The following is a 21,745-nucleotide window of genomic DNA, read 5'->3' as shown; positions in this document are numbered from 1 at the left end:
GTGTCCCCTTTTCTCGTGGAATAAAAACAATGAAACTAAAAAGAACCCTACTCTCTACCGCAGTGTTAACCGCCATGCTTGGTCTTGCTGGTTGTGGCAGCGACTCTGATCCAGAAACTCCAGTTATCTCTACCCCTACTTTGGAGTTCGTTGATACCTTGATCGGCACTAAAGGTCTTGGTAACGTTAACCCGTCTCCGGTTATGCCAGAAGGTATGATTCAGCCATCACCAGATAACTTCGATCCAAACGGTTGGAATGGCAAAGGCTCACCTGTCGAATACGATCCTGTGCACAGCCTGCTTTCTGGCTTCTCAATGACCCACATTTCTGGCGCAGGTAAAGGCGACCTAAATGACTTCGCCTTCTTGCCATACACAGGCTTTAATACCGACGCCGTGACCATGGATAAAAGCTCGGAAGTGGCAGAGGTTGGTTACTACTCGGTTGACCTTGTAGAAACCGGCGTAAAAGCTGAGCTTTCTGCAACCGACCGCGTGGCGTTCCAACGTTACACTTTCAAGCCGGGTGAAGATCGTAAAGTGCGTATCGACCTGCAACACGAACTGTTGGAGCAATACGGCAACCACTCTCGCAGCATCTACTACAAACGCGTTAACGACACTACCGTCGTAGGCGCGCGTACCTCAAACGAATGGGGTCAATGGCAAACCGTGTTCTTCGCGGCAGAATTCTCTGATCCAATCATCGAAGAAAACCTGTACACCAAGTTGGCTTCTGAGAGCAAACTGACTCCAACTGACGCTACCGAAGTCGGCTTAGAAGATTACCGCGGTTACGCAGAGCACAAACCAATGCCGGGCGAACCAGAACCTGACCCAGAACGTTTGGCAAAACGCGCAAACGATGTCCTGACGCATTTGAACTTTGGCAAGAGCGATGAGCCATTGGTGGTCAAAGTAGCGATTTCTGGCACTGGCGTTGACGGCGCACTGAAAAACCTAGAAGCAGACACTAACGGCTGGGACTTCGACAACGTCGTACAACAAAACCGCGTGGCTTGGGAAAACATCCTTGGCGAGTTTGAACTAGAAGGCGGCAACAAAGCCGACAAAACCATGTTCTACACCTCGCTCTACCGTACGTTCGTTGCTCCATTCCTATACCAAGATGTGGATGGCAAATACCGTGGCATGGATGGCAAAGTGCACCAAGCAGAAGATGGCTTAGTGAACTATTCAGTGTACTCAATGTGGGATACCTTCCGCGCTGCACACCCATTGAAAACCATCATCGATAAAGACCGCGCGATTGAACACGCACGCGATCTATTGAACAAATACCAAACGGGCGGCGTGTTACCAAAATGGGAACTACACTCGGATTACACCGGTGAAATGGTCGGTCACCCTGCGGTCTCGGTTATTGCCGATATCATGGTCAAACACCCAGAAGCCTTTACTGCTGCTGAGTTTGATTTGGCGCTGAAAGCGGCTGACGAAACAGTCAACTTCAACCTTGATAAAACCGAAAGCTGGGTGCCTTACCAAGATGCTTGGAACGGTGACAAACGCTTCACGGTCATGACACGTCATAACGACTACCAAGAAGACGTCGGCTTTATTCCAGCCAATACCAAATGGGCGCCGGACTCTGGCGACAAACCGGGTTATGTTGAAGGCTTAAAAGTCGATAAATACGACGAGCTTGTGAACGAGTCGGTGTCTTACGGTCTTGAGAATGCTTACTACGACTGGTGTATCGCTCAGATCGCTAAACTTGCGGGCAACGACCAACAGTACGACCGCTACATGGCACGCTCAGAATCGTTCAAGAACTACTTCGACTACAACCCAGAGCAATACGGCAAACTGCAAGACACCAAAGGCAATGCATTGGGTGCGACGGGCTTTATGCGTCCGGCTTACATGAACAGCGGCAGCAAGGTTTGGGCAAACAACCTCAAAGCCGAATGTTTGGACGAGAACATGGCGCTGTCTATCCCAGACGGTATGGACTACAACGCGTGTAAAGACCGCAAAGCACTCAACGAAAGTGACGTGTTCTGGCCTTACCGCGCCGAGCACCGAGGTGAAGATTTTACCGAAGGCAACACATGGCAATGGACATGGTTTGCACCACACAACTTGAATGGTCTGGCTAACGTGATGGGTGGCGAGCACATCGACCGCACCGACTTCTCTCTTCCAGAAGATGTAACCGAACAAGGCAAAGCGGCATTCCTCGCTAACTTGAATGCGCTGTTTAATGCGGACTCCAACGCCGATACGAGCCAATCACACGACATGTCTGGCTACATCGGTCAGTTCGTGATGGGTAACGAGCCAGATCATCACGTGCCTTACCTCTACAACTGGACGGCAGAGCCTTGGAAGACACAAGAAATCGTCGACCAAGCGATGAACGAGTTCTACCACCCAACGCATGAAGGTCTGATTGGTAACGAAGACGTCGGTCAGATGTCGGCTTGGTATGTGATGTCTGCATTGGGCTTCTACCAAGTCACACCGGGCGAAGCAAGTTACACCATTGGCCGTCCTCTGTTCGACAGAGCCGTGATTCCAGTCGCAGACGGTAAATTCACCATCACCTCAGAAAACAACAGCCAAGAGAGCATCTACGTTAAGTCGGTGACCATCAACGGCAAACAATTGAGTGACAACTTCAGCTTCGCGCACAGCGATTTGAAAGACGGTGGTGAACTGCATTTCGTTATGACTTCAGACAAATCTGAAGCGATGAAAGCGCAGTAACCGATACCCATCCAAATAACGAAAGGGGGCACCTAGCCCCCTAAAAAACTTCACTTCAGTGGAACCATAAAAATGAAACTAAAAAGAACCCTTATCTCTACCGCTATACTCGCTGCCATGTTTGGTCTTGCTGGTTGTAACAGTGATGACGACAACAGCAAATCTGGTGCTCCATCCCTTGACACGACGCTAACCCAATACGTCAACCCGTTGATTGGTACAGGCGCAGATGGTCACACCTTCCCTGGGGCGGTTGTGCCTTACGGTTTGGTACAACTTTCTCCTGATACCGAAATGGAAGGCTGGGGCTCTGCCGCCGGTTACTTCGACCACGGCAAGCTGACTGAAATCCCAGTGTATGGCTTCTCCCACACTCACCTTTCAGGCACAGGCATTACCGACCTTGGTGACATCTTAGTTTTGCCTTTCACCAAGAAAGAAAACGCCGTTTTCAACACCTTCGATAAAGACAACGAAACCGCAGAAGCGGGCTACTACGCGGTTGAACTGAACAAAGGCGAGATCAAAGCTGAGCTAACTACCACGCAACGTGTTGGCTTCCACCGCTACACCTTCAAAGAAGGCACTACGCCACACATCAAGGTCGATTTAGACCACACTCTCAATAAAGGTCACTTCAACAACCGCACCATGAAGGGTGATTTGGAGTTCATCGACGCTTACACCATTCGCGGTTTACGTAGCTCGAACGGTTGGGCGAACAACCAACACGTGTACTTCTACGCCACCTTCAACCAACCTATCGTCAAAGCCATTGCTTTGGTTGACGGCGCAGAAACGGAAATCGATGTAAACAACGACAACATCGACGCAGTGAAAACCATCGCTTACCTAGAATTCGCACCATCATCAACACCGTTAGAAATCCAAGTAGGCTTGTCACCAACAGGCACGGAAGGTGCAGAGAAGAACCTAGAAGCAGAAGCGAAAGACGTGTCATTTGATACTGCGCGCGCTCAAGCAAACGACGCATGGCACCAAGAGCTTAGCCGCATGATGGTATCTGGCGGCACGGAAGATCAGAAAGAGATCTTCTACACCGCGCTTTACCACGCTTCTATCGCACCAATGATTTTCCAAGATGTCGACGGTCAATACCCAGCGATGCGTACTCGTATTCAAAAAGACGCGGGCGACACACCAAACTACTCTGTGTACTCCATGTGGGATACCTTCCGTGCAGCGCATCCACTGAAAACCATCATCGACCCAGAACGTGCCGAAGAGTTTGCTAACGACCTGATTCGTAAATACGAAGACGGTGGCATCTTGCCAAAATGGGAACTGCACAGCCATTACACGGGCACTATGATCGGCTTCCCTGCGGTTTCTATCATTGCTGACGCGATGGCGAAAGGCTTAGACATCGACCCACAACTTGCCAAAGAAGCGGCTGAGTTTACGGTGCGTTACCACGAGGCATCTGAATTCCCAGATTGGACGGAAGACAACAACATCGGCGCAGCAAACGTTGTGCAAGTGAAGGTGTACGAAGAAAACGGCTTTGTTCATCACGGCTACTGGAACAGTGCGTCATACACGCTTGAGTTTGCTTATGGCGACTGGGCAATGGCAGAAATCGCGCGCATGGCTGGTGATGTAAAACTTCAAGAAGAGTTTATGACTCGTGCCGACAACTGGCTTAACCATTGGGATGCAGAGACAGGCTTCTTACGTCCGAAAAACCACCCGCTAAGCTCATCACCAAACAAACCGCCTTTGGAGTTCAACCAGCCGATTGATGAAGAGCGTTTGGATGAGTGTGAAATGGTTGAGTGGCCAGAAGGCTCAGGTGTGATGAAAGAGAAATGCCCACTGCTACCATTCGACCCTTACTACGTGGACGAGTTTGCCTACACCGAAGGGAACGCGTGGCAATGGAAGTTCCAACCAATGCACGATTTCAACCGTCTGAAACAAGAAATCTACCAAGCAGACTTGGCGCAAGGCAAAGACACTACGCCAGAGAAAGCCTTCCGTGAAGACTTGGACGAGCTATTCAATGCGCGTTCTTCCAACACTGGTGAAGAACTGCCAGACCTAACGGGTTACATCGGTCAGTACATGCACGGTAACGAGCCATCGCACCACATTCCTTACCTATATGCGCTAACGGATGAGCCATGGAAAGCGCAAGAGTACCTAGACCGCATCATGTCAGAGATGTACACCAGCGAGCCAACTGGTTTGATTGGTAACGAAGACGTAGGTCAGATGAGCTCTTGGTACTTGATGTCGGCAATGGGCTTCTACCAAGTGACGCCTGCGGATCCAGTCTACACCATCGGTCGCCCTATGTTTGATGAAATCACCATTCCAGTGGAAGGCGGCGAGTTCACAGTCATCGCAGACAACAACAGCCCACACAACAAGTACGTGAAGTCCGTAACCATCAACGGCAAACCGCTGGATGCCAACTTCACCTTCAAGCACAGCGAAATCAAAGCGGGCGGCGAGCTTCACTTCGTCATGACGGGTGACAAGCAAGAAGCGCTTCAAGCTCAGTAACGTTTTATGTAATTCGTGTTTAAAGAATAAGCAGATAGATTAACTCAGTGGCAGGAAGTGATGCGCTTCCTGCCTAAGGAATCAAGATTATGAACTTTACGAAAACCGCTATCGCCACCGCAGTGATTGCAAGTGTTATTGGTTTGGCTGGCTGCAACGATGACGACGATAACACCTCACCAAGCGTCGATACTTCCAACCTAAAATACGTCGACCCATTCATTGGTACCGGCTTTAACGGACACACCTTCCCGGGTCCTGTTGTGCCAGAAGGCATGGTGCAACTTTCTCCAGATACCGAGCTGATCGGCTGGCACTCTTCATCAGGTTACCATTTTGATAAAAAGACCCTGTTTGGCTTCTCCCACACTCACCTATCTGGCACGGGTATGGGCGGCTTAGGTGACATTCTGTTCCTGCCGTTTACCGAAGATAAAGCTAAATACATCGAAGACAGCGACGACTACCGCGAAGCGATTTCGGTCAAGATGGACAAAACCTCAGAAGTGGCAGAAGCGGGTTACTACTCTGTGAAGATTGCTGAGAACGGTATCAAAGCTGAGCTTACGACTTCTGAACGTGTCGGCTTCCACCGCTACACCTACCCACAAGGTCAACCACAACGTTTGAAGATTGACCTCAACTCCATCCTTAACAGTGACTGGGGTTCGACCTCTCTGCGTAACAAACTGACGGTGAGCGAAGACGGTCATACCATCACGGGCGAGCGCGATGCAGCGCACTTCTCTGGTTGGGCGAAAAACCAAAAAATCTTCTTCTATGCGACTTTCGATAAGAAGATCAAAGACGTCTACATCCTTGCCAACGGCGAACCTGTTGACGGCCTAACGGCAGAGCACGTTTCTGAATTGATTTACGATGACCAAGGTAATCCTATTAAGCGTGTCAAAGCGGACGTCACTGCCTACATCGAATTTGAAGATGAAGGCTCACAAGAGTTGAATGCGCAAGTGGCGTTGTCTGCGGTTGACCCACAAGGCGCAGAAAACAACTACGATGCTGAGGCGAATGTCTCTTTCGATACTGCGCGCAACAACGCACGTGATAAATGGGCAAAAGCACTCAACTTCTCAATTGAAGGGGGCACAGAAGATCAGAAAGAGATCTTCTACACTGCGCTTTACCACACCAAGATTGCGCCTATGGTGCATCAAGATGTAGATGGTCGATTCCGTGGCATGGGCAAAGGCTCGATTCGTGAAGGTGAAGGGGAATACTCCATCGCTTATGGTCAAGCAACGGAAGAGCAGCCAAACTTCTCGGTTTACTCTCTATGGGATACCCAACGCGCATTACACCCACTAAAAACCATCACAGAGCCAACCCGCGCGGTGCAATACGCGAAGAATCTAGTTCAGAAGTACACTGAAAGCGGCTTGCTACCGAAGTGGGAGCACTTAGGCGACGAAACAGGCACCATGGTCGGCTACCCAGCGGTAGCAGTGATTGCAGATGCGATGACCAAATTCCCAGAAGAGTTTACTCAGCAAGAGAAAGAGCTGGCGCTGAAAGCCGCGATCGACTCTTCGACTTACGAGAACTACCCAGCATTGCAAGCGGATTGGGATCAGGGCGTATTGGATCGTACTTTAACCAAGCACATCGACTACATTGAGAAAAACGGCTTCACGCCAGCTATCCAACGTGTCGATGGTGAGCCAGTATTTGAAGACTACACGGTTGAGTCTGTTTCTTACGGTCTAGAAAACGCGTTCTACGATTGGGCTATCGCGCAAATCGCCAAAGCAGCCGGTGATACTCAAGTGGAAGAGCAATACCTTGAACGCTCAAAAGGCTACAAAAAGTACTTCGATTACAACCCGACGGAATACGCAGAGCATGGCGTGACGGGCTTTATGCGCCCAGTGATGATTGATGAAACCTTCATGACGCCATTCGACCCATACGGCACAGAACACGAAACGGGCAACTACACCGAAGGTAACGCGTGGCAATGGACTTGGTTTGTACCGCATGACATCGCGGGCTTAAAAACCATCATGGGTGGCGATGCTGAGTTCCAGAAGAACCTAGAAGCAACCTTCACCGCAGAAAGCCAAGGTACAGAAACACCGGATATGTCTGGTTTGATTGGTCAAGTTGCGTTTGGTAACGAACCTTCGCACCACATTCCTTACCTATTCAACTGGACCGCACAACCATGGAAGACACAACAAGTCGTCGACCACATTCTTGATGACATGTACTTTGCAGCGCCAGAAGGCGTCATTGGTAACGAAGACGTAGGCGCAATGTCCGCTTGGTATGTGATGTCTGCATTAGGCTTCTACCAAGTGAACGCGGCAGAACCTATTTACACTGTGGGTCGTCCGCTATTCGACAAAGCGGTGATTCCGGTGAAAGGTGGCACGTTCACCATCACTACAGAGAACAACGCCGATGACAACATGTACATCAAGTCTGTCACCATCAATGGCAAAGCTTTGGATAACGGTTTCTTCTTCGACCATTCCGAGTTCAAGCCGGGTGGTGAGTTGCACTTCGTGATGACGGGCGAGCAATCTGAAGCGATGAAAGCACCTCAATAAGTCTCTATCACTCTTCCCTCTTCAAAGGTCAGTTCGCGAGAGCTGGCCTTTTGTTCAACCACAGATCTTAATTACCGGGCACACATTTAGCTATTTAGTTTTGAAACCCAAGCAGAGCAACGAGTTCGCCTCGGTATAAACATCATCTTCGGCTCGAATAAAGAAGCAAAAAGGCAATTGTGATTCTATCGTCAAAAAACAATAAAACATTTGTTTCAAATTAGTTTATAAGTATGTTTGCTTAATCTTCAAGATTCTACACGCACATCAAATATTGCATTAAGCTCATAGCAAAGCATTACATATTGACCTCAATCATTATAATGCCGTACATCATATTTTTTGTAATACAGGTCAAAGCGAATGATTGAAGTAGTGAGTGCTATCGCCTACAACGGTACCCCTAGTGTCGACGCAAACACAGAGGAGCGTGTTTGGGCATTAGAGGCAGGCTCTGCTTGGGATACAAGTTCCGATAACGTTAAAAAGTTTGTTCAGAAATCAAACCTCAAAATCGATCAGGGCGGAAAAGAATACTCGACTTTCAAAAGTAATCCTAGCAACCATGAATTCCCTTCTCTATTAGGTAGCTATATAAAGGGAGATCTTACATTTGAAGATTTTCATTCTACGTTCGCCGAAAAGAAGTTAGCTCCACACCTGAAAAATTCCAGATTAGAACAAGGCGCAGTAATAGTTTTTGTTCATTTTAGAGTTAGACAAGACCCAGTAGTTATCGTACAAGAAGACGGTACAGAAGAAGTGCAGAATCCTGATGAAGAACTTGAGATTGTCAAAGAACATTTCTCTGTTCTTATGGTCAAAAATACTGGTGCACTCAAGTTCACTGAAGACTTCCAAATTGCTGAGACAGATGTCATTGATCTGAAACAATTCGTCCAAGGGTGTCAAGTTGACCTCATACGATTCAATACCCAAGAAACACAAGAAGGACAGGAAGAAGACGAAGTCGATAACTTCCTTACTTTTATCAGTGGCGGGGGCGACGTTCGCGAGTACTTCAAAGAGGCATTGTTTGCGGAAGCACTAATAACAAACAAAGCAAGCAGTGCAAATGTAGAGAAAGCATTGGTTGATTTCTGGAAGGAAAACAAAGAAGAATTTGGTACGAGAAAAATTCGTGACCAAATCAACAGCAGTGTATACACCTTCTCAGAGGGCCATAAAGGGCAAGTTGTCACGTTAGCGCAAATCTCTGCAATCGTTGACGGATGCATTCCAGATGAAAATGCAGAACTTCGCGGCACGTTCGAGACCTTTGCAAACGAGGGGCCATACGAAATAAATGATGAGTTTGAACTAAAGACCAATATAATAAAGGAATTGGTTTACGTTAACCTCGATGTAGGCTTTGCGAAACTAATTTTGGAAAAGAGATCGATAGGTAAGTTTACCGACCCAGATGACTTTCAATTCAAGTTTAACTCTGACACCGGTGAAGTGACATTTACAACAACTATCGAAGATCCAAGAGAAATACAGAAGATTAACTCGATATTAGAGAATGAATAACAGCACTATTTTGAAACATCTGAACCAGCTTCTGCAGGTTTCAGGCCAAAAAGCCGAAATAGATGGTCGCTATTTGGTTTTCCAATTTTTGTCTAACTGTGATGATAGAATCGCAGGGACGATCGACGCCCTAAGAGATATAGGTGACGGTCGGTCCTTAATCATGGATGAAGATATGGAGAAACATAAAGACGATAAGTACATCACTACTCTAGTAGTGGCTACTGATGGTGTTAATCATATTTATCAAAACTATCAGGCAATGTTCAATGATTACTTTAAGCTCGCCATCAAAGGCGAGCTTAAAGCAAAACACAGAGATTTCTTCTTTGCTACGCCAGGCGACTCTCATGCCGAAATAGCGAGAAGATTTGAATCTTTGCAAAGCTGGCTGAACTTGTTCAAATCACTAACGAGGAACTATATCTATAGCTCCAACTATAATGAGGTTTGTTTTTTTCTTATCGAAGAAATTGAGGAACAAAAGAAGATCAAATCACATGAGTTTGTGATTAGTTCTAAAGACACAAAGCTAAACTTTGATGAGCTAACAGAATTTCCAGCTAAGGAACTAGGCTTTAAAAAGCAGGACGATGCTTACACTGTTGAGAAGAAACTGGTTTGTAAATCTGCTTTACTGAAAACACTCAAAGGTAGAATTAAGCTTGGCGACAAGAATGGCCTATTGTCTATTATAATGAAGCCTACTGACTTCATTGAAAACTTTGATATTGGCTATGAGTTTTACACTTCCAAATACTCCATTGACAAGTTCACACGAGAAATCGAGACCGCTAAAATTGAGTATTTTGAAAAAATAAATGCGATCATTCACGATAATCAGGCGAAGGCTCTATCAATCCCTGTAGTTATTCTTGGAACAAGCCTGCTTCGTAGCTGGAATCCAATGTCAGCGGTACTGATTGTTGCTGCGATGCTTTTAGCTGTTTTTCTTGTGGTTCTGAATCTAAGACACAAAATCGTTGCTATTAATGATTGCGAAACGAGTGCGAAGAAAGCTCTTTCTATTATTGCCGAATCTACGACCAACGAGAACAATATGGAAAACAGTAGCAGTTCACTTGATGGTGTTTTCATTGAGATTCAAGACAAGGCTAAAGCTGCGAAAAAGCTATTGAATAGAATTAACATAGGAATATTAGTCGGCGTGGGAGTATGGGTTGTCTACTTGTTCATGCTCTATTCTGACAGCTTAACAAAAGCGGCCGCTGCATCATAAACTGATTCTTTTATTTTAAAATCCTCGATGTTCGGGGATTTTTCACAAGTTGAACCACAGTAAGAAAAGTGCCATAAGCCCCTCAACCAACACTGTATGCTTTAATTTCTGACGTGCTCATCTAGCCGCCAAAAGCTTTATTCGCGGCGCTGCGATTACCGCATTTACACCAACGGTAATCAGTGGAAGCATACATCTGTACTACTGCCATGTCGCCTCACGTAACGTTTACGACACTAACAACAACGGTAAACAAAACATGAGTTGGTGGGATGAAACGTGGCGACGAGTGAATATTGAAAATGCACTGGGCAAGTGGCAAATCGGCTTGGGTTTATTGACCAAAAAAGGCGAGCTCGATGATTCCGCTATTCACTCCCTTTTCCCCACACATCCAGATTGGAATTCACGCTTCTGGCAACGCTATACCGAATGGCTACAACCTAGCTACGCGTCTCACCTCAGCTTGGCTCGAATACAGCAGTGGCAAAGCATTTATCGCTTTTTGCACAATTTCACACGGTGCCACCATGAAATCAAAATTGGATCTCGATTCATCGAACCAAGCCAAGTTACTGACTTAGTTGACTTCATAAACCATCATTCACCAACAAGTAAACCATCATAAACATCTGATTATAAATAATTTTTTATTGATAATAGCATTTTCATTTTTGGCTCTTTATACAATGCCGTATTGCAGGTTAGAGAACTCTGTAATGTATAGTTTTCCGAATGATAAAAAGGACGAACTATCATGAAAGACTATGACGATGGCGGGCTTCAATTGGTTGACGAAGTCGTTGGCAAAGGCAAGCTGGCATTTATCAATAACATCCCATTTGACCAAAACCCCTACCCAATCGTGACCCTTGAGTTCATGAGTTGGTGGTACGGCTGGTTGCTAGAAGAAGAACGCCAAACCATAGCTGCGTAAACCGCGTAATGACACCTTATTTCCACAATTAAACCGTTTCCAAGTTTACCTAATGCCAACAAGCGTCAGGTGCGCTTGCGGCTTTTTATTTTTTAAATACAGGTAGATATGGACATCAATACAACAATTAGAACCACAATCTTTACCCTATCGTTTATCACAACTTCATTCGCACTGTTTTTGAAGCATTCCCTCACCGAAGAACGAATGATGCTGTGCGCATTAGGAAATGATATTCCGGTGTTTGATAGCGAGGATTGCTTATTCTATTTTGAGACGTTTGGCGTTTCGCAAGATTTACTGAGCTTAGTCGAGTATCAATATGGTATTTCGTCGATTCTAAGTGGTGACAGTCATAGCCGCTTTCGTATGGCAAACACCTTAATCGCACATGGGTTTGACGTAAATTGGCTGAACGAAAGTAACAGTCCACCTCTGCACTCCGCCATCATTCATGATGATTTCGAAGCGTTTAAATGGCTAATGCAGCAAGGGGCAAACAAAGATCTTTATTGCCCTAAGGTAGGAAAGAACGCCACTGAGTTTTTGGATTGGATTTACACCGAGAACCCGACCGCCAATCGCGGCGCTATGTACGCGCTATTGCACTAGAGCAAAAACAAAGGGAGCCGCTCGCTCCCTTTGTTGTTTTTATATAGTTGAAATTAATCGATATTCTGACCAATTCGCCACAGCACGCCACTAGGATCGTGCAAACAGAATTCTCGCATCTTCCAAGGTTGATCAACCAGTTCTGTCACCTTGGCTCCGAATGACTCCAGATCGACATTCGAAACATGTTCATGCCAGCTGGCAGCGTCTTCCACCAACAAATGCATCATGAAATTATTGCAGTGTTTGGGCTCATAAAAATCTTGCAGCAAGAATGAGCAACTGCCCTTGAAGAAGTACGCCACACCACCAAAATCCGAGGGCATCTCAAAACCTAACGCCTGATAAAAACGCTTTGATAGCTCGTAATCTTTCGCTGGAACAAAAGATTTAATTTCAACAATATTGAGGCTTTCCATTTCCTAAGTTTCCATTGTGTAGCACGTATTCAACTACTCTAGTCATTTCGAAAAAAACTACCAATGTTTGGTGGAAAGTTCTGTAACACAACTCGACCAAGAGCACATCGAAGTTTAATAATCGCACGTATAATCTTCATCAGAACGATTAAGGGCAATTGACCTTGAGGAAAGGAACTCAATGAAAAAACTACTTCCGATTGTATTCACTTGTTTGAGCTTAGCTTTCACCGCACCATCGGTATTGGCTTCTGAACGTGCAGAGCAAGGTTGGCAATGGATTGAGCAAGGCGCAATGATTGTCGATGTACGCACGCCACAAGAGTTTGCCGATGGTCACTTAGACAATGCGGTTAACTTTCCGCTTTCAGAGTTGGATAAACACTTTGCTAATGTCGATAAAGACACGCAGATCGTGCTCTACTGCCGCAGCGGTAATCGCTCAGGGCAAGCGTATCAGTACCTGCAATCACAGGGGTTTACCAACCTTCATAACGCGGGCGGCTTGGTTGAGATGCAACAAACAAAGTAGCACGACTTAGCACCTACCTAGCCAACTGAACGGAAAGCACACCTCTCGTGTGCTTTTTGTTTTTTCACAATCTATTCGTTATCGGTTAAAGCCAGCTCGCTAAGGTAGTCTTCCAATCGATGACCACCATAAGTCGGCGCGATATTGTCACCGCCTAACATGGTCAAAAAGAACTCAGCAGGACCGCCCCATTTCTCTGGCAAGTGACGTACAATCGATAAACCTGCTGTGCACAGGAAGTCTGGTAGGTGCGTATTTTTCTCCACTTTGTTTTGAGATTTGAACGCGATCCGAGCAATGTCATTGACAGACAAAACATCTGGACCACCGACATTGAGTTCTGTGTCATTTCGTTCAATCGCTTCTAAACAAAACCTTGCCAAATCTTTTCCGTGAATGGGATTAAGCAGTTTTTCACCATCACCAAAAGTAAATACTCGACCTGATTTCGCCATGTTGTACACCTCGGTAATATCAGAAAAAAAACCGTTCGGGCGAATCACACAAGGGACTAATTTTGTTGATTTCAGAAGCCGACTCGCGAAGCGTTCTTTCGCCTCCAGCAGACGAACTTGAGGGTATTTCTGAGCATTAAACGCAGAGATATAGATAAATTTACCGACACCTGCTCGCTCCGCTTCTTCAAGCAAGTTCAAATTTGCTTGGCAGTCGACATCCAAATAACCTAATCCGTCTTGCTGGCGAGTAATGCCCAAGCATGAGATAACAACATCGACACCCTCGCAAACACCTTTAAGCTCATCGGGATGAGTCACCTGCGCCTCTATCACTTGTGACTCTTCCACTCCCATTGAGAGTAACTTGGTTTTGTTTCTCGCAATGGCTTTAAAATCAATGTGCTCAGAGAGGAGTAACTCAACAATATTCGAGCCTAAGTACCCCGTTGAGCCCGCAATCAAAATTCGAGGGTGCGTTTTCATAACATGACTTCCTATTCTTGTTCTGGTCGGTATGGCTCTTCACGCAATACGTGGCTCACCAATAACTTTAGGTAGAACAGTGGTAAAAACCATTCCAAACCCTGTGGTGCTTGTGCCCAGTAAATCGAAATAATCACACTCAGAGAATACAGAGTTAGCGCTACAGGACGTTGTAAATACAACGGTGTTTTCATGACTAGGCTACATGCCAGAACCATGTAACCACCGATCACAACAATCCACATAATATCGAAATTCAAGAACGCCCAACTGTAGAGAGAAAGCTGCACGAAATGAGTCAGAATAAAACTCATGTGCTGCTTAAAGCCTTGTCCTTCACGATGAAACCAACGCTTTGCCGTAGACGTCGCATTGGTAATAATGCCGCCAATAATATCCACTGTGAGCAAACCCGCGATAACATATTGAGTTGCAGTCCAACCCAGTTGTGCAAAGTACGCATAAATCACCATGACAAAACCAGCAGCGAAAGGGACATACAGCTGCAAATTCTTTTCAGCTTTCGTTGCGCCCGGACCAATCAGCTTATCAATTCCACCCCAGAAACCCACTCTTGCTTGAGGAACACTCCAATCAATTTTCATACTAAAACCTTATTTAGACCACTTGGTCTTTTTAAATTAGTACGCTTTGAGAGCTAAGTAAAGATCTTTTTTGTCCACTCGGTCTAAATAAAAGATCTTGTGTTATACTGCGGGGCATTGCGGTAACAAAAGCTGAGAAGAAAACCATGCCGAAGATCGTCGATCATGAAAGCAGACGTAGAGAAATTGCCTTAAAAGCAACCGAAGTGTTCCTTGAGTTCGGTTACAAAAATATTGGTATGAGACAACTGTGCGAACAGTTAGGAATGAGCAAAAGTGCGGTTTATCACTATTACAAAAGTAAGGATGAACTGTTCAAAGCCGCAACAGAGGCCATCGTCAACTTTGATGCAGAAGTGCTAGCAGATAGACCAAACTCAAGTGAAGCGAGTACAGGGCAACAAATCGAAAACTTCGTATTGATCTTCCGGCAAATGGCTCCGCGTTTCTTCCAAGAAATGAAGCTTGTCTCTGATTACATTGATGTGGTTGGGCAAGAAAACGTAGCTACCGATCCATGCATGTTACTAGCGAATCAAAAGTACATGACGATGCTAGAAAACTACGTTTCAGCGCAACACAAAGAATCGCTTTATACCCTTATGCTAGGACTACTAAACCATCAATTGATGTTGGGTAAAGCGCTAGAAGATTCGTATGTTATTGAGCAAGTTGAGCGCATTTTAGTTTAGATTCAAACTCGCATTTAAAAGCAATGTGAATGAGGCTCCGTCGAGCCTCTTTTGTTTAGATTAATATGGTGAAGTCTAGTCGCTTAATAGCTCTACTTCCCTCGCCCATACATCTTGTCGAAATTTGGGATGTTCTTTTCCCAAATGGGCGTCTCTTCTCCCACAATGGATTTGAGTGTGTCGATAAATAACTTGGTTTTGATCGGCGCATCTCGGTGCGGATACACGGCATAAAAGGTGCCGAAATCATCAATGTTCAAATGCGTCATGATCGGCACTAGCTTGCCTTGTTTGATTTCGTCTTGAACCATTTGTGCGGTCACCACAGCAAGCGTATTTCCTCCTGCTGCGCTTCTTGCCAACATTTCTACATCATTCACTTTATAAGCGACATTAAGCTGAAAGTATTGTTGTTTACCTTGCTCATCTTGATAACCGAATTTATCGAATAACAGACCAGGAGCTACGTAGATAGTAGCGGGTAGTGATTCCAAATTCTCAAGACTGTTTACGTCACCATACTTATCTAAAAACGCCGGGGCGGCAACAATCAACAGGCGGCTTCGCGCAATCTTACGGGTAATCAAGCTTGAATTTTTAGGTCGTCCAATTCGGAAGCCAATATCAAAGCCCTCTTGCACCATATCAACCATGCGGTCCTCTAAGCGCAGTTCAAACTCCACATCTGGGTATTGTTGTTGAAACACCGAAATCGCATCTTGAACGTATTGACGACCGAACATGGTCGAGCTGGTAATACGCAAGACACCACGAGGCTCTTCGTGATAATTTTGCGCCAAACGGTGAGTATCACTGAGAAGTGACCGAAGGGATTTGGCTTGGTTGACCATTTCATTCCCAGCAGCCGTCAATGATAAGGAGCGCGTAGTTCGGTTGAGCAATCGAACACCCAACTCATCTTCCAAACGGCTGATCTGTTTTGAGATCACCGAACGATCCACATTCTTCTGTTCTGATACCTTGGTGAACGAGCCAAGCTCGATCACTTCAAGTAACAGCAATAAACGACTAGAGAAATCCATAACGTCTTACCTAAAAAACCATTGTTGCTTTTATGGCACCAATTATATGCCATTTAGCTTATTTTTCTCATCTTATAACAAATCTATAGTAGCTGCACACAACGGGAGAGAGACAAACCTCCTCAATACCAAACCAATAAATTCGCGTTACCGAGGTCTGCTGATCTTACTAACGCTGAGGAAACAGCTATGAAAACTCTATCAATCACACAACAAAACGGCATCGCTACTGTTGAAATCAACAACCCACCGGTGAATGTACTGACTATCGATTTGATTAATGAAATCAACGAATTTGTCCTATCACTTAAAGATGACCGCGATACGAAAGTAGTGGTCTTTAAATCGCTTCATGAGTCTTTCTTCTTGGCGCATTTAGATTTGAACGTTATCAACGGCACACAAGGTGGTCAGGCAGCATCAATTGAATTCAACCATATGATTGCCAACATCAAAGCGATGAAACAAGTATCGGTTGCTGTGGTTGATGGCGTGGCTCGTGGCGGCGGTAACGAGTTTGTGATGGCGTGTGACTTGGCTTACGGCACTGAAAACGCAGCATTTGCTCAGCCAGAGATCCACGTCAATATCCCAACGGGTGGTCAAGGCGCGGTTCAGTTCGCTCGTCGCATGGGTAAAAACAAAGCGCTTCAAGCACTGCTACTTGGTAACGACTTTACAGCACAACAAGCAGAGCAGTTAAACATCATTACTCAGTTTGTTCCTAAAGCAGAACTGGATGGGTTCTTAGCGGCAACATTGGGTGTGATTAGCCAACTAGAAGTGCGTGACATCGTAATGTACAAAGAGATCATCGCAACCTCTATCAAAGACGAAGACGCAGGTGCAGAGCTAGAGTTGCGTTACTTCTTAGAGCGCGCAAAAGAGCAAAAAACCGCAGCGATCATCGACGCGTTCCTAAAACACGGTGGTCAAACAGAACGTGAAGCGAAAGACATCCAAGGCATCTTTGTGGATACCGCGGCAGAGCTAAACAAACAATAGAGCTTGGTTCGCCATCGACCTAAGGCACCGACAATCCGTTGGTGCCTTGTCTATTTGCAAACTCTGAGGAATCTTATTGCATGAAAAACGATTACATCGGTCGTTTATTGCAAATTTAACTTTTCGAAAGCAATGTTAGAAACAAAATTGCGCGTGCGAGGAAATACAATGGAGGCAGTTAAACAATAGCCAGATCATTAGAGAAACGAGGTCCTCCATGAATCAACTTCCCGACGAAAACCAAAAACGATTTGTTGCCGTAATCAGTAAAAAAGTCGAAGTGGGACGCGCCGTTAACGTATTAGGACATTTGAGCGTAAGCCTTGCGAATCAACTTTCTGATGGCGACGCAGTCTACACCGACTATCACGACCTTGATGGTAGTCTTCATCCAAATATCTCCCACTATCCGTTTATCGTCTTGAGAGCGGACAACTCCAATAAAATCAGAAAGCTTCGCCAAGAAGCACTCGATAGAAGCATCCCCTTCTCCGACTTTACTCACACCATGGTAGAAGGCGGCTCTGAAATACAACAGCAAACCACCAAAAACACACCAGAAGCCGAGTTAGAATACTTGGGTATTTGCTTGTTCGGCGAGACTGAAACACTTCGAGAATTGACCAAGAAGTTCAGCTTATATCGCTAAAAGCGCGTGATACATTGGTGATCCTCTCATCATTTTTTCATCAAGCTATCTGTACATTGCCACTTTTAGGGTTAGAATCTAGCGCATCTATCAACCAAAAGTGGCAACACTTACAACGAAATTAAGGAGGAATTTATGTCTTTGTGGTGTTCAATCAACCCACGTTTTTATGGCATGAAGGACCGCTCAAGAGTTTCAGATTTCGCGCTGCGATAATCTCGACTTGAGCGAATAATTACCTTTCGACGAAAACACGTCACCCGAGTACTTTCCCTCAAGCTCGAAGAATTATTGTCAGCTATGACAACGGCGTCTTGCGCCCAAAATTCTTGAGAACACTATGAGTACTTTTTTAACTGCACAATCACTAACCCTTTCTCACACAGCAACACCAATCTTCAAAGATGTAACGTTTACGATTCATCGTGGCGACAAAATTGGTCTTATCGGTCATAACGGCTGTGGTAAAAGCTTCCTACTCAAACTGCTTAGCGGTCAATTTGAACCAAGCCAAGGCACGGTTGCCAAAGCCAGTTCATGTTTGATGCGTTATGTTGAGCAGCATTTACCTAAGTCTTTAAGTACACATTCCGTATTGGACGCGTTAGCAGAATCCTTATCCGATGATGAGATTTGGCGCGCCGAACTCTTATTGGATGAACTCGGATTTTCAACCACAGAACGACACATGCCGGTTGAGAATTGCAGCGGTGGTCAGCAAATGCGACTCCTGCTTGCACGTGCGATTATCCATCAACCTGACTTACTGCTTCTGGATGAACCAAGCAACCACTTGGACTTGCCATCGCTCCTTTGGTTAGAGCAATTTCTATTAAACTGGAAGGGCTCATTCGTGTTGGTATCTCACGATCAAACCTTACTCGATCGCGTCACCAACACCACTTGGGTCATGCGAGATCGATCTCTGCATCATTTCTCTCTGCCTTGTTCTCAAGCAAGACAAGCATTGAAAGAGAAAGATGAAACCGATCAACTTCGCCATGCCAGCGAGCAGAAAGAGATCGACCGAATCGAGAAAAGCGCCAAGCGTCTAGCCACTTGGGGCAAAGTCTACGACAACGAAGATCTTGCTCGAAAAGCCAAGACGATGTTTGCGCGCAAAGAACGTTTAGAAGAAGAGCAAACCGAACTGACAGAAGGCACACCGTGGGCGCTACAACTTCAAGGTGAGTCAATGCCAGCAAATCGACTGCTAGAGGTTTTGCCTTTCTCGGTAACGCCACCAAACAGTGATTATCATTTGTTTGATATGGCAGAAATGCGCGTGAAAAGTGGCGACCGAATTGCCGTTCTAGGCAGTAATGGTTGCGGTAAATCGACGTTGTTGAACCTGCTTTATCGTCAGTATGAAGTCATCCAAACCGACCTAGGCAACCAACATGAGAGTGTGACTTTTCACGATCGCTGTCGCTTGGGTTACTACGATCAATCTCTAAGGCAACTCGACGATCATCAATCCATCACAGATGCGTTGCAGTCGTTTGCCAGCATAAGCAGTGAACAGGCAAAACGTTCGCTTATTGGTGCAGGATTCGAGTACGCAAGACACGAACAGAAAGTCGTCAGTCTAAGTGGTGGAGAACGAGCAAGGCTGCTATTTGTGGGCTTAACCCTCGCTCGTTATCACATGTTGTTTTTAGACGAACCGACCAACCATTTGGATATGGAAGGCAAAGAAGAGTTGATTGAAACTTTGCAAAACTTCGAAGGTGCTGCCTTATTGGTGAGTCACGACCGAAGCCTGATAGAGCAAAGCTGTAATCGATTCTGGTTTATTGAAAATGGCTTACTGACGGAGTATTTAAGCGCGGAAGAGGTGTATCAACGCGTAACTGATACTGCACTGAAATCAGCCATATCGCAGCATTGCAATGAAGTAGTATCGATGGAAATAAACATCGCGTCTGATGAGCAATCCGAAGAGCAAATGCTAGAAAGACTGTTGGAACTGGAAAGCTTACTGGAAGCCGATTTAGGGCGAAAACCCAAACATCAAAAACCAGCGATGCAAAAGCAGTGGCAGCAAGAGATAGAGGAAATTACGGCCCAACTATAATGACAAAGCCGGAGGTAATCTCCGGCTTTCTTATTGGCTTCGAATTAGATCCACTAAATCTCAGGTCCCGCTGGCACAATCCCATTTGGGTTGATGTGCTTGTGCGAGAAGAAATAATGCAGCTTCATGTAATCAATATCGATGGTGCTGCGAATACGCTCATCAGCAACCAAATCCAGCATGTAACGATACAAGTTATGGTACGCCTTTAGAGGCTTTTTGTTGGCTTTGAAGTGCACTTCATATACTGCCTCAAAACGGACTAATGTTGGCAGCAAGAACAAGTCTGAGAGGGTAACGTCTTCGCCATGCAAGTAGCGCGACTGCTCCAACCGCTGCTCCAATTGCTCTAGCGCATCGAACAAGGTTTCGCTCGCTTGGTCATATTGCGCTTGCGAGGTTGCAAAGCCGACTTGATACACCTTGCCATTCACATTGCTGTGAAGCCATCGATTTAGGCTTTCGATCTCTTCACGCAATGCGGCTGGTACCAACTCCACCGGATGTTTTGCCAAAGGCAGCCAACGCGTAGCGAGGTCCATTGCCATTGCTGCTGAATCATTGCCCACAATCGCATGGTTTTGCTTATCCCACAGCAAGGGGACTGTTACGCGTCCGGTGTAATCGCTTTTCGCTTTCACATACAACGCCGCTAGATTATCCGCGCGGTATAGAGGATCAGGATGTGCATCATCAAACTCCCAACCATTGCTGTAACGTTTCGCAGCAACGGAAGAGACGGAAATAACTTCATCCAAACCAAGGTACTTGATCACTAGGTAAGGGCGATGGGCAAAAGGACAAGCCAACGACATGTACAAGTGATAGCGACCCGCTTCGATCTGACTTGGTAACGCGAATTGATCTTCTGCTGTCAGCTCACTTGCGTCTTTGTTTGGATACCAAACGCCTTGTTCTAATACCGCCATACCTTACCTACCTTTCTTGATTGGCTACCCTGATGAATTGCTACTTATGCGAGTATAGATAACTTACAGAGACTTCTCGAAAGACATCATTAGCTCACTCAGTTCCGCTGAGGTCGCAGCATCAAATTTGCCATCTTGGAACTTATCGTAGAAGCCGCCTAGGCTGTATGTGCCTTTTACATCGCTACCCCACCAAGGCATTAACTCAGCCATGGTTTTGATGTTAGTTGCGCCGCCGTTTGCACCTGGAGATGTGCTCACTAGCAGAACTGGTTTCTTAGTGTCGCCAAAGAAAGACGTACCTTGAGGCGCAACACGTGATAGCCAGTCGATCGCATTTTTCAGGAATGCTGGCATTGAGCCGTTGTGCTCTGGTGATGCAATGATGATCGCATCGTATTCGTTTAACGTTGCACGCAGTTTGTGTGCGTTTTCTGGGATGCCCTGACCTTCAACGTCCAAACCGTACATTGGCAATTCAAAGTCATTTAGGTCAATGGTGTTTACTTCTGTTTGTGTAGCTTGGTTTGCCAACGCTTGAACTAAAAGGCTTTGGATTGATTGGCTGTTGTTGCTACCAGTAAATGCGACGATCTTTTTCATAGTGGAATCCTAATTACGTTTGCCCCTACTTATGTCGGGCACTCAGTGAATGAGGTGATATTAATTAACTCCCACGAGTGAATAAACACTATAA

General features: G+C 45.8%; 19 protein-coding genes. 13 read left to right on the top strand and 6 right to left on the bottom strand.

Annotated features, from left to right (window positions below; genetic code table 11):
- Positions 1 to 29: 29 nt before the first annotated feature.
- The 8 genes from OQJ86_RS10310 to OQJ86_RS10275 all read left to right on the top strand — a co-directional run bounded on the left by OQJ86_RS10310 (position 30) and on the right by OQJ86_RS10275 (position 12,156).
- Complete coding sequence (locus OQJ86_RS10310; protein WP_140281993.1) at positions 30 to 2,735, top strand: GH92 family glycosyl hydrolase; 2,706 nt, start codon at positions 30 to 32, stop codon at positions 2,733 to 2,735.
- Between the two features lie 72 nt (positions 2,736 to 2,807).
- Positions 2,808 to 5,264, top strand: coding sequence for a GH92 family glycosyl hydrolase (locus OQJ86_RS10305; RefSeq protein ID WP_265987665.1), 2,457 nt, complete (start codon positions 2,808 to 2,810; stop codon positions 5,262 to 5,264).
- 89 nt (positions 5,265 to 5,353) lie between these two features.
- Positions 5,354 to 7,834 carry a GH92 family glycosyl hydrolase gene (locus OQJ86_RS10300; RefSeq protein WP_265987664.1) on the top strand — a complete coding sequence of 827 codons (2,481 nt, stop codon included), beginning with the start codon at positions 5,354 to 5,356 and terminating at the stop codon, positions 7,832 to 7,834.
- A gap of 363 nt (positions 7,835 to 8,197) precedes the next feature.
- Positions 8,198 to 9,367, top strand: coding sequence for a hypothetical protein (locus OQJ86_RS10295; RefSeq protein WP_061007612.1), 1,170 nt, complete (start codon positions 8,198 to 8,200; stop codon positions 9,365 to 9,367).
- Positions 9,360 to 10,607 (top strand): hypothetical protein, encoded by a 1,248-nt coding sequence (locus OQJ86_RS10290; RefSeq protein ID WP_265987663.1) that lies wholly within the window; start codon positions 9,360 to 9,362, stop codon positions 10,605 to 10,607. Before OQJ86_RS10295 ends, OQJ86_RS10290 begins: the two co-directional genes overlap by 8 nt.
- 259 nt (positions 10,608 to 10,866) lie before the next feature.
- Entirely contained in the window at positions 10,867 to 11,235 is a 369-nt protein-coding gene (locus OQJ86_RS10285) for a hypothetical protein (RefSeq protein ID WP_265987662.1), read from the top strand.
- A gap of 129 nt (positions 11,236 to 11,364) precedes the next feature.
- Entirely contained in the window at positions 11,365 to 11,544 is a 180-nt protein-coding gene (locus tag OQJ86_RS10280; RefSeq protein ID WP_265987661.1) for a hypothetical protein, read from the top strand.
- Positions 11,545 to 11,652: 108 nt separating this feature from the next.
- Positions 11,653 to 12,156: an ankyrin repeat domain-containing protein gene (locus tag OQJ86_RS10275; RefSeq protein ID WP_050567178.1), complete on the top strand. Its 504-nt coding sequence runs from the start codon at positions 11,653 to 11,655 to the stop codon at positions 12,154 to 12,156.
- A gap of 53 nt (positions 12,157 to 12,209) precedes the next feature.
- Here OQJ86_RS10275 and OQJ86_RS10270 read toward each other — a convergent pair whose 3' ends face one another.
- Positions 12,210 to 12,575: a VOC family protein gene (locus OQJ86_RS10270; RefSeq protein WP_265987660.1), complete on the bottom strand. Its 366-nt coding sequence runs from the start codon at positions 12,573 to 12,575 to the stop codon at positions 12,210 to 12,212.
- A 181-nt stretch (positions 12,576 to 12,756) separates the two neighbouring features.
- Here OQJ86_RS10270 and OQJ86_RS10265 point away from each other — a divergent pair, with 181 nt between their 5' ends.
- A complete protein-coding gene (locus OQJ86_RS10265) occupies positions 12,757 to 13,107 on the top strand; it encodes a rhodanese-like domain-containing protein (protein WP_265987659.1) in 351 nt (116 codons plus the stop codon).
- Between the two features lie 71 nt (positions 13,108 to 13,178).
- Here OQJ86_RS10265 and OQJ86_RS10260 read toward each other — a convergent pair whose 3' ends face one another.
- Together OQJ86_RS10260 and OQJ86_RS10255 are read right to left on the bottom strand one after the other, a co-directional pair.
- The gene (locus OQJ86_RS10260) at positions 13,179 to 14,048 is read right to left on the bottom strand and encodes an SDR family oxidoreductase (RefSeq protein WP_265987658.1); all 870 of its coding nucleotides are present in this window, start codon (positions 14,046 to 14,048) and stop codon (positions 13,179 to 13,181) included.
- Between the two features lie 11 nt (positions 14,049 to 14,059).
- The gene (locus tag OQJ86_RS10255; protein ID WP_265987657.1) at positions 14,060 to 14,653 is read right to left on the bottom strand and encodes a hypothetical protein; all 594 of its coding nucleotides are present in this window, start codon (positions 14,651 to 14,653) and stop codon (positions 14,060 to 14,062) included.
- Between the two features lie 146 nt (positions 14,654 to 14,799).
- Here OQJ86_RS10255 and OQJ86_RS10250 point away from each other — a divergent pair, with 146 nt between their 5' ends.
- Positions 14,800 to 15,345: a TetR/AcrR family transcriptional regulator gene (locus tag OQJ86_RS10250; protein WP_265987656.1), complete on the top strand. Its 546-nt coding sequence runs from the start codon at positions 14,800 to 14,802 to the stop codon at positions 15,343 to 15,345.
- Positions 15,346 to 15,437: 92 nt separating this feature from the next.
- Here the strand turns inward: OQJ86_RS10250 and OQJ86_RS10245 are convergent, their stop codons facing one another.
- Positions 15,438 to 16,388 (bottom strand): LysR family transcriptional regulator, encoded by a 951-nt coding sequence (locus OQJ86_RS10245; protein WP_265987655.1) that lies wholly within the window; start codon positions 16,386 to 16,388, stop codon positions 15,438 to 15,440.
- 189 nt (positions 16,389 to 16,577) lie between these two features.
- Between OQJ86_RS10245 and OQJ86_RS10240 the strand changes: the two genes are divergently transcribed.
- The 3 genes from OQJ86_RS10240 to OQJ86_RS10230 all read left to right on the top strand — a co-directional run bounded on the left by OQJ86_RS10240 (position 16,578) and on the right by OQJ86_RS10230 (position 20,119).
- Entirely contained in the window at positions 16,578 to 17,393 is an 816-nt protein-coding gene (locus OQJ86_RS10240; protein WP_009700909.1) for an enoyl-CoA hydratase/isomerase family protein, read from the top strand.
- A 217-nt stretch (positions 17,394 to 17,610) separates the two neighbouring features.
- Complete coding sequence (locus OQJ86_RS10235) at positions 17,611 to 18,042, top strand: DUF2000 domain-containing protein (RefSeq protein ID WP_038879557.1); 432 nt, start codon at positions 17,611 to 17,613, stop codon at positions 18,040 to 18,042.
- 340 nt (positions 18,043 to 18,382) lie between these two features.
- Positions 18,383 to 20,119, top strand: a complete 1,737-nt coding sequence (locus OQJ86_RS10230; RefSeq protein ID WP_265987653.1) for an ABC-F family ATP-binding cassette domain-containing protein — start codon at positions 18,383 to 18,385, stop codon at positions 20,117 to 20,119.
- Positions 20,120 to 20,172: 53 nt separating this feature from the next.
- On the opposite strand, the gene OQJ86_RS10225 is transcribed toward OQJ86_RS10230, so the two are convergent.
- Together OQJ86_RS10225 and OQJ86_RS10220 are read right to left on the bottom strand one after the other, a co-directional pair.
- Positions 20,173 to 21,048 (bottom strand): glutathione S-transferase C-terminal domain-containing protein, encoded by an 876-nt coding sequence (locus tag OQJ86_RS10225; protein WP_265987652.1) that lies wholly within the window; start codon positions 21,046 to 21,048, stop codon positions 20,173 to 20,175.
- A gap of 63 nt (positions 21,049 to 21,111) precedes the next feature.
- Positions 21,112 to 21,651, bottom strand: a complete 540-nt coding sequence (locus tag OQJ86_RS10220; protein WP_265987651.1) for an NADPH-dependent FMN reductase — start codon at positions 21,649 to 21,651, stop codon at positions 21,112 to 21,114.
- Positions 21,652 to 21,745 lie beyond the last annotated feature (94 nt).

The organism is Vibrio sp. Sgm 5 (assembly GCF_026241575.1).
In the GTDB taxonomy this organism is placed as follows: domain Bacteria; phylum Pseudomonadota; class Gammaproteobacteria; order Enterobacterales; family Vibrionaceae; genus Vibrio; species Vibrio jasicida.
This window is presented reverse-complemented; position numbering and strand designations above follow the sequence as displayed.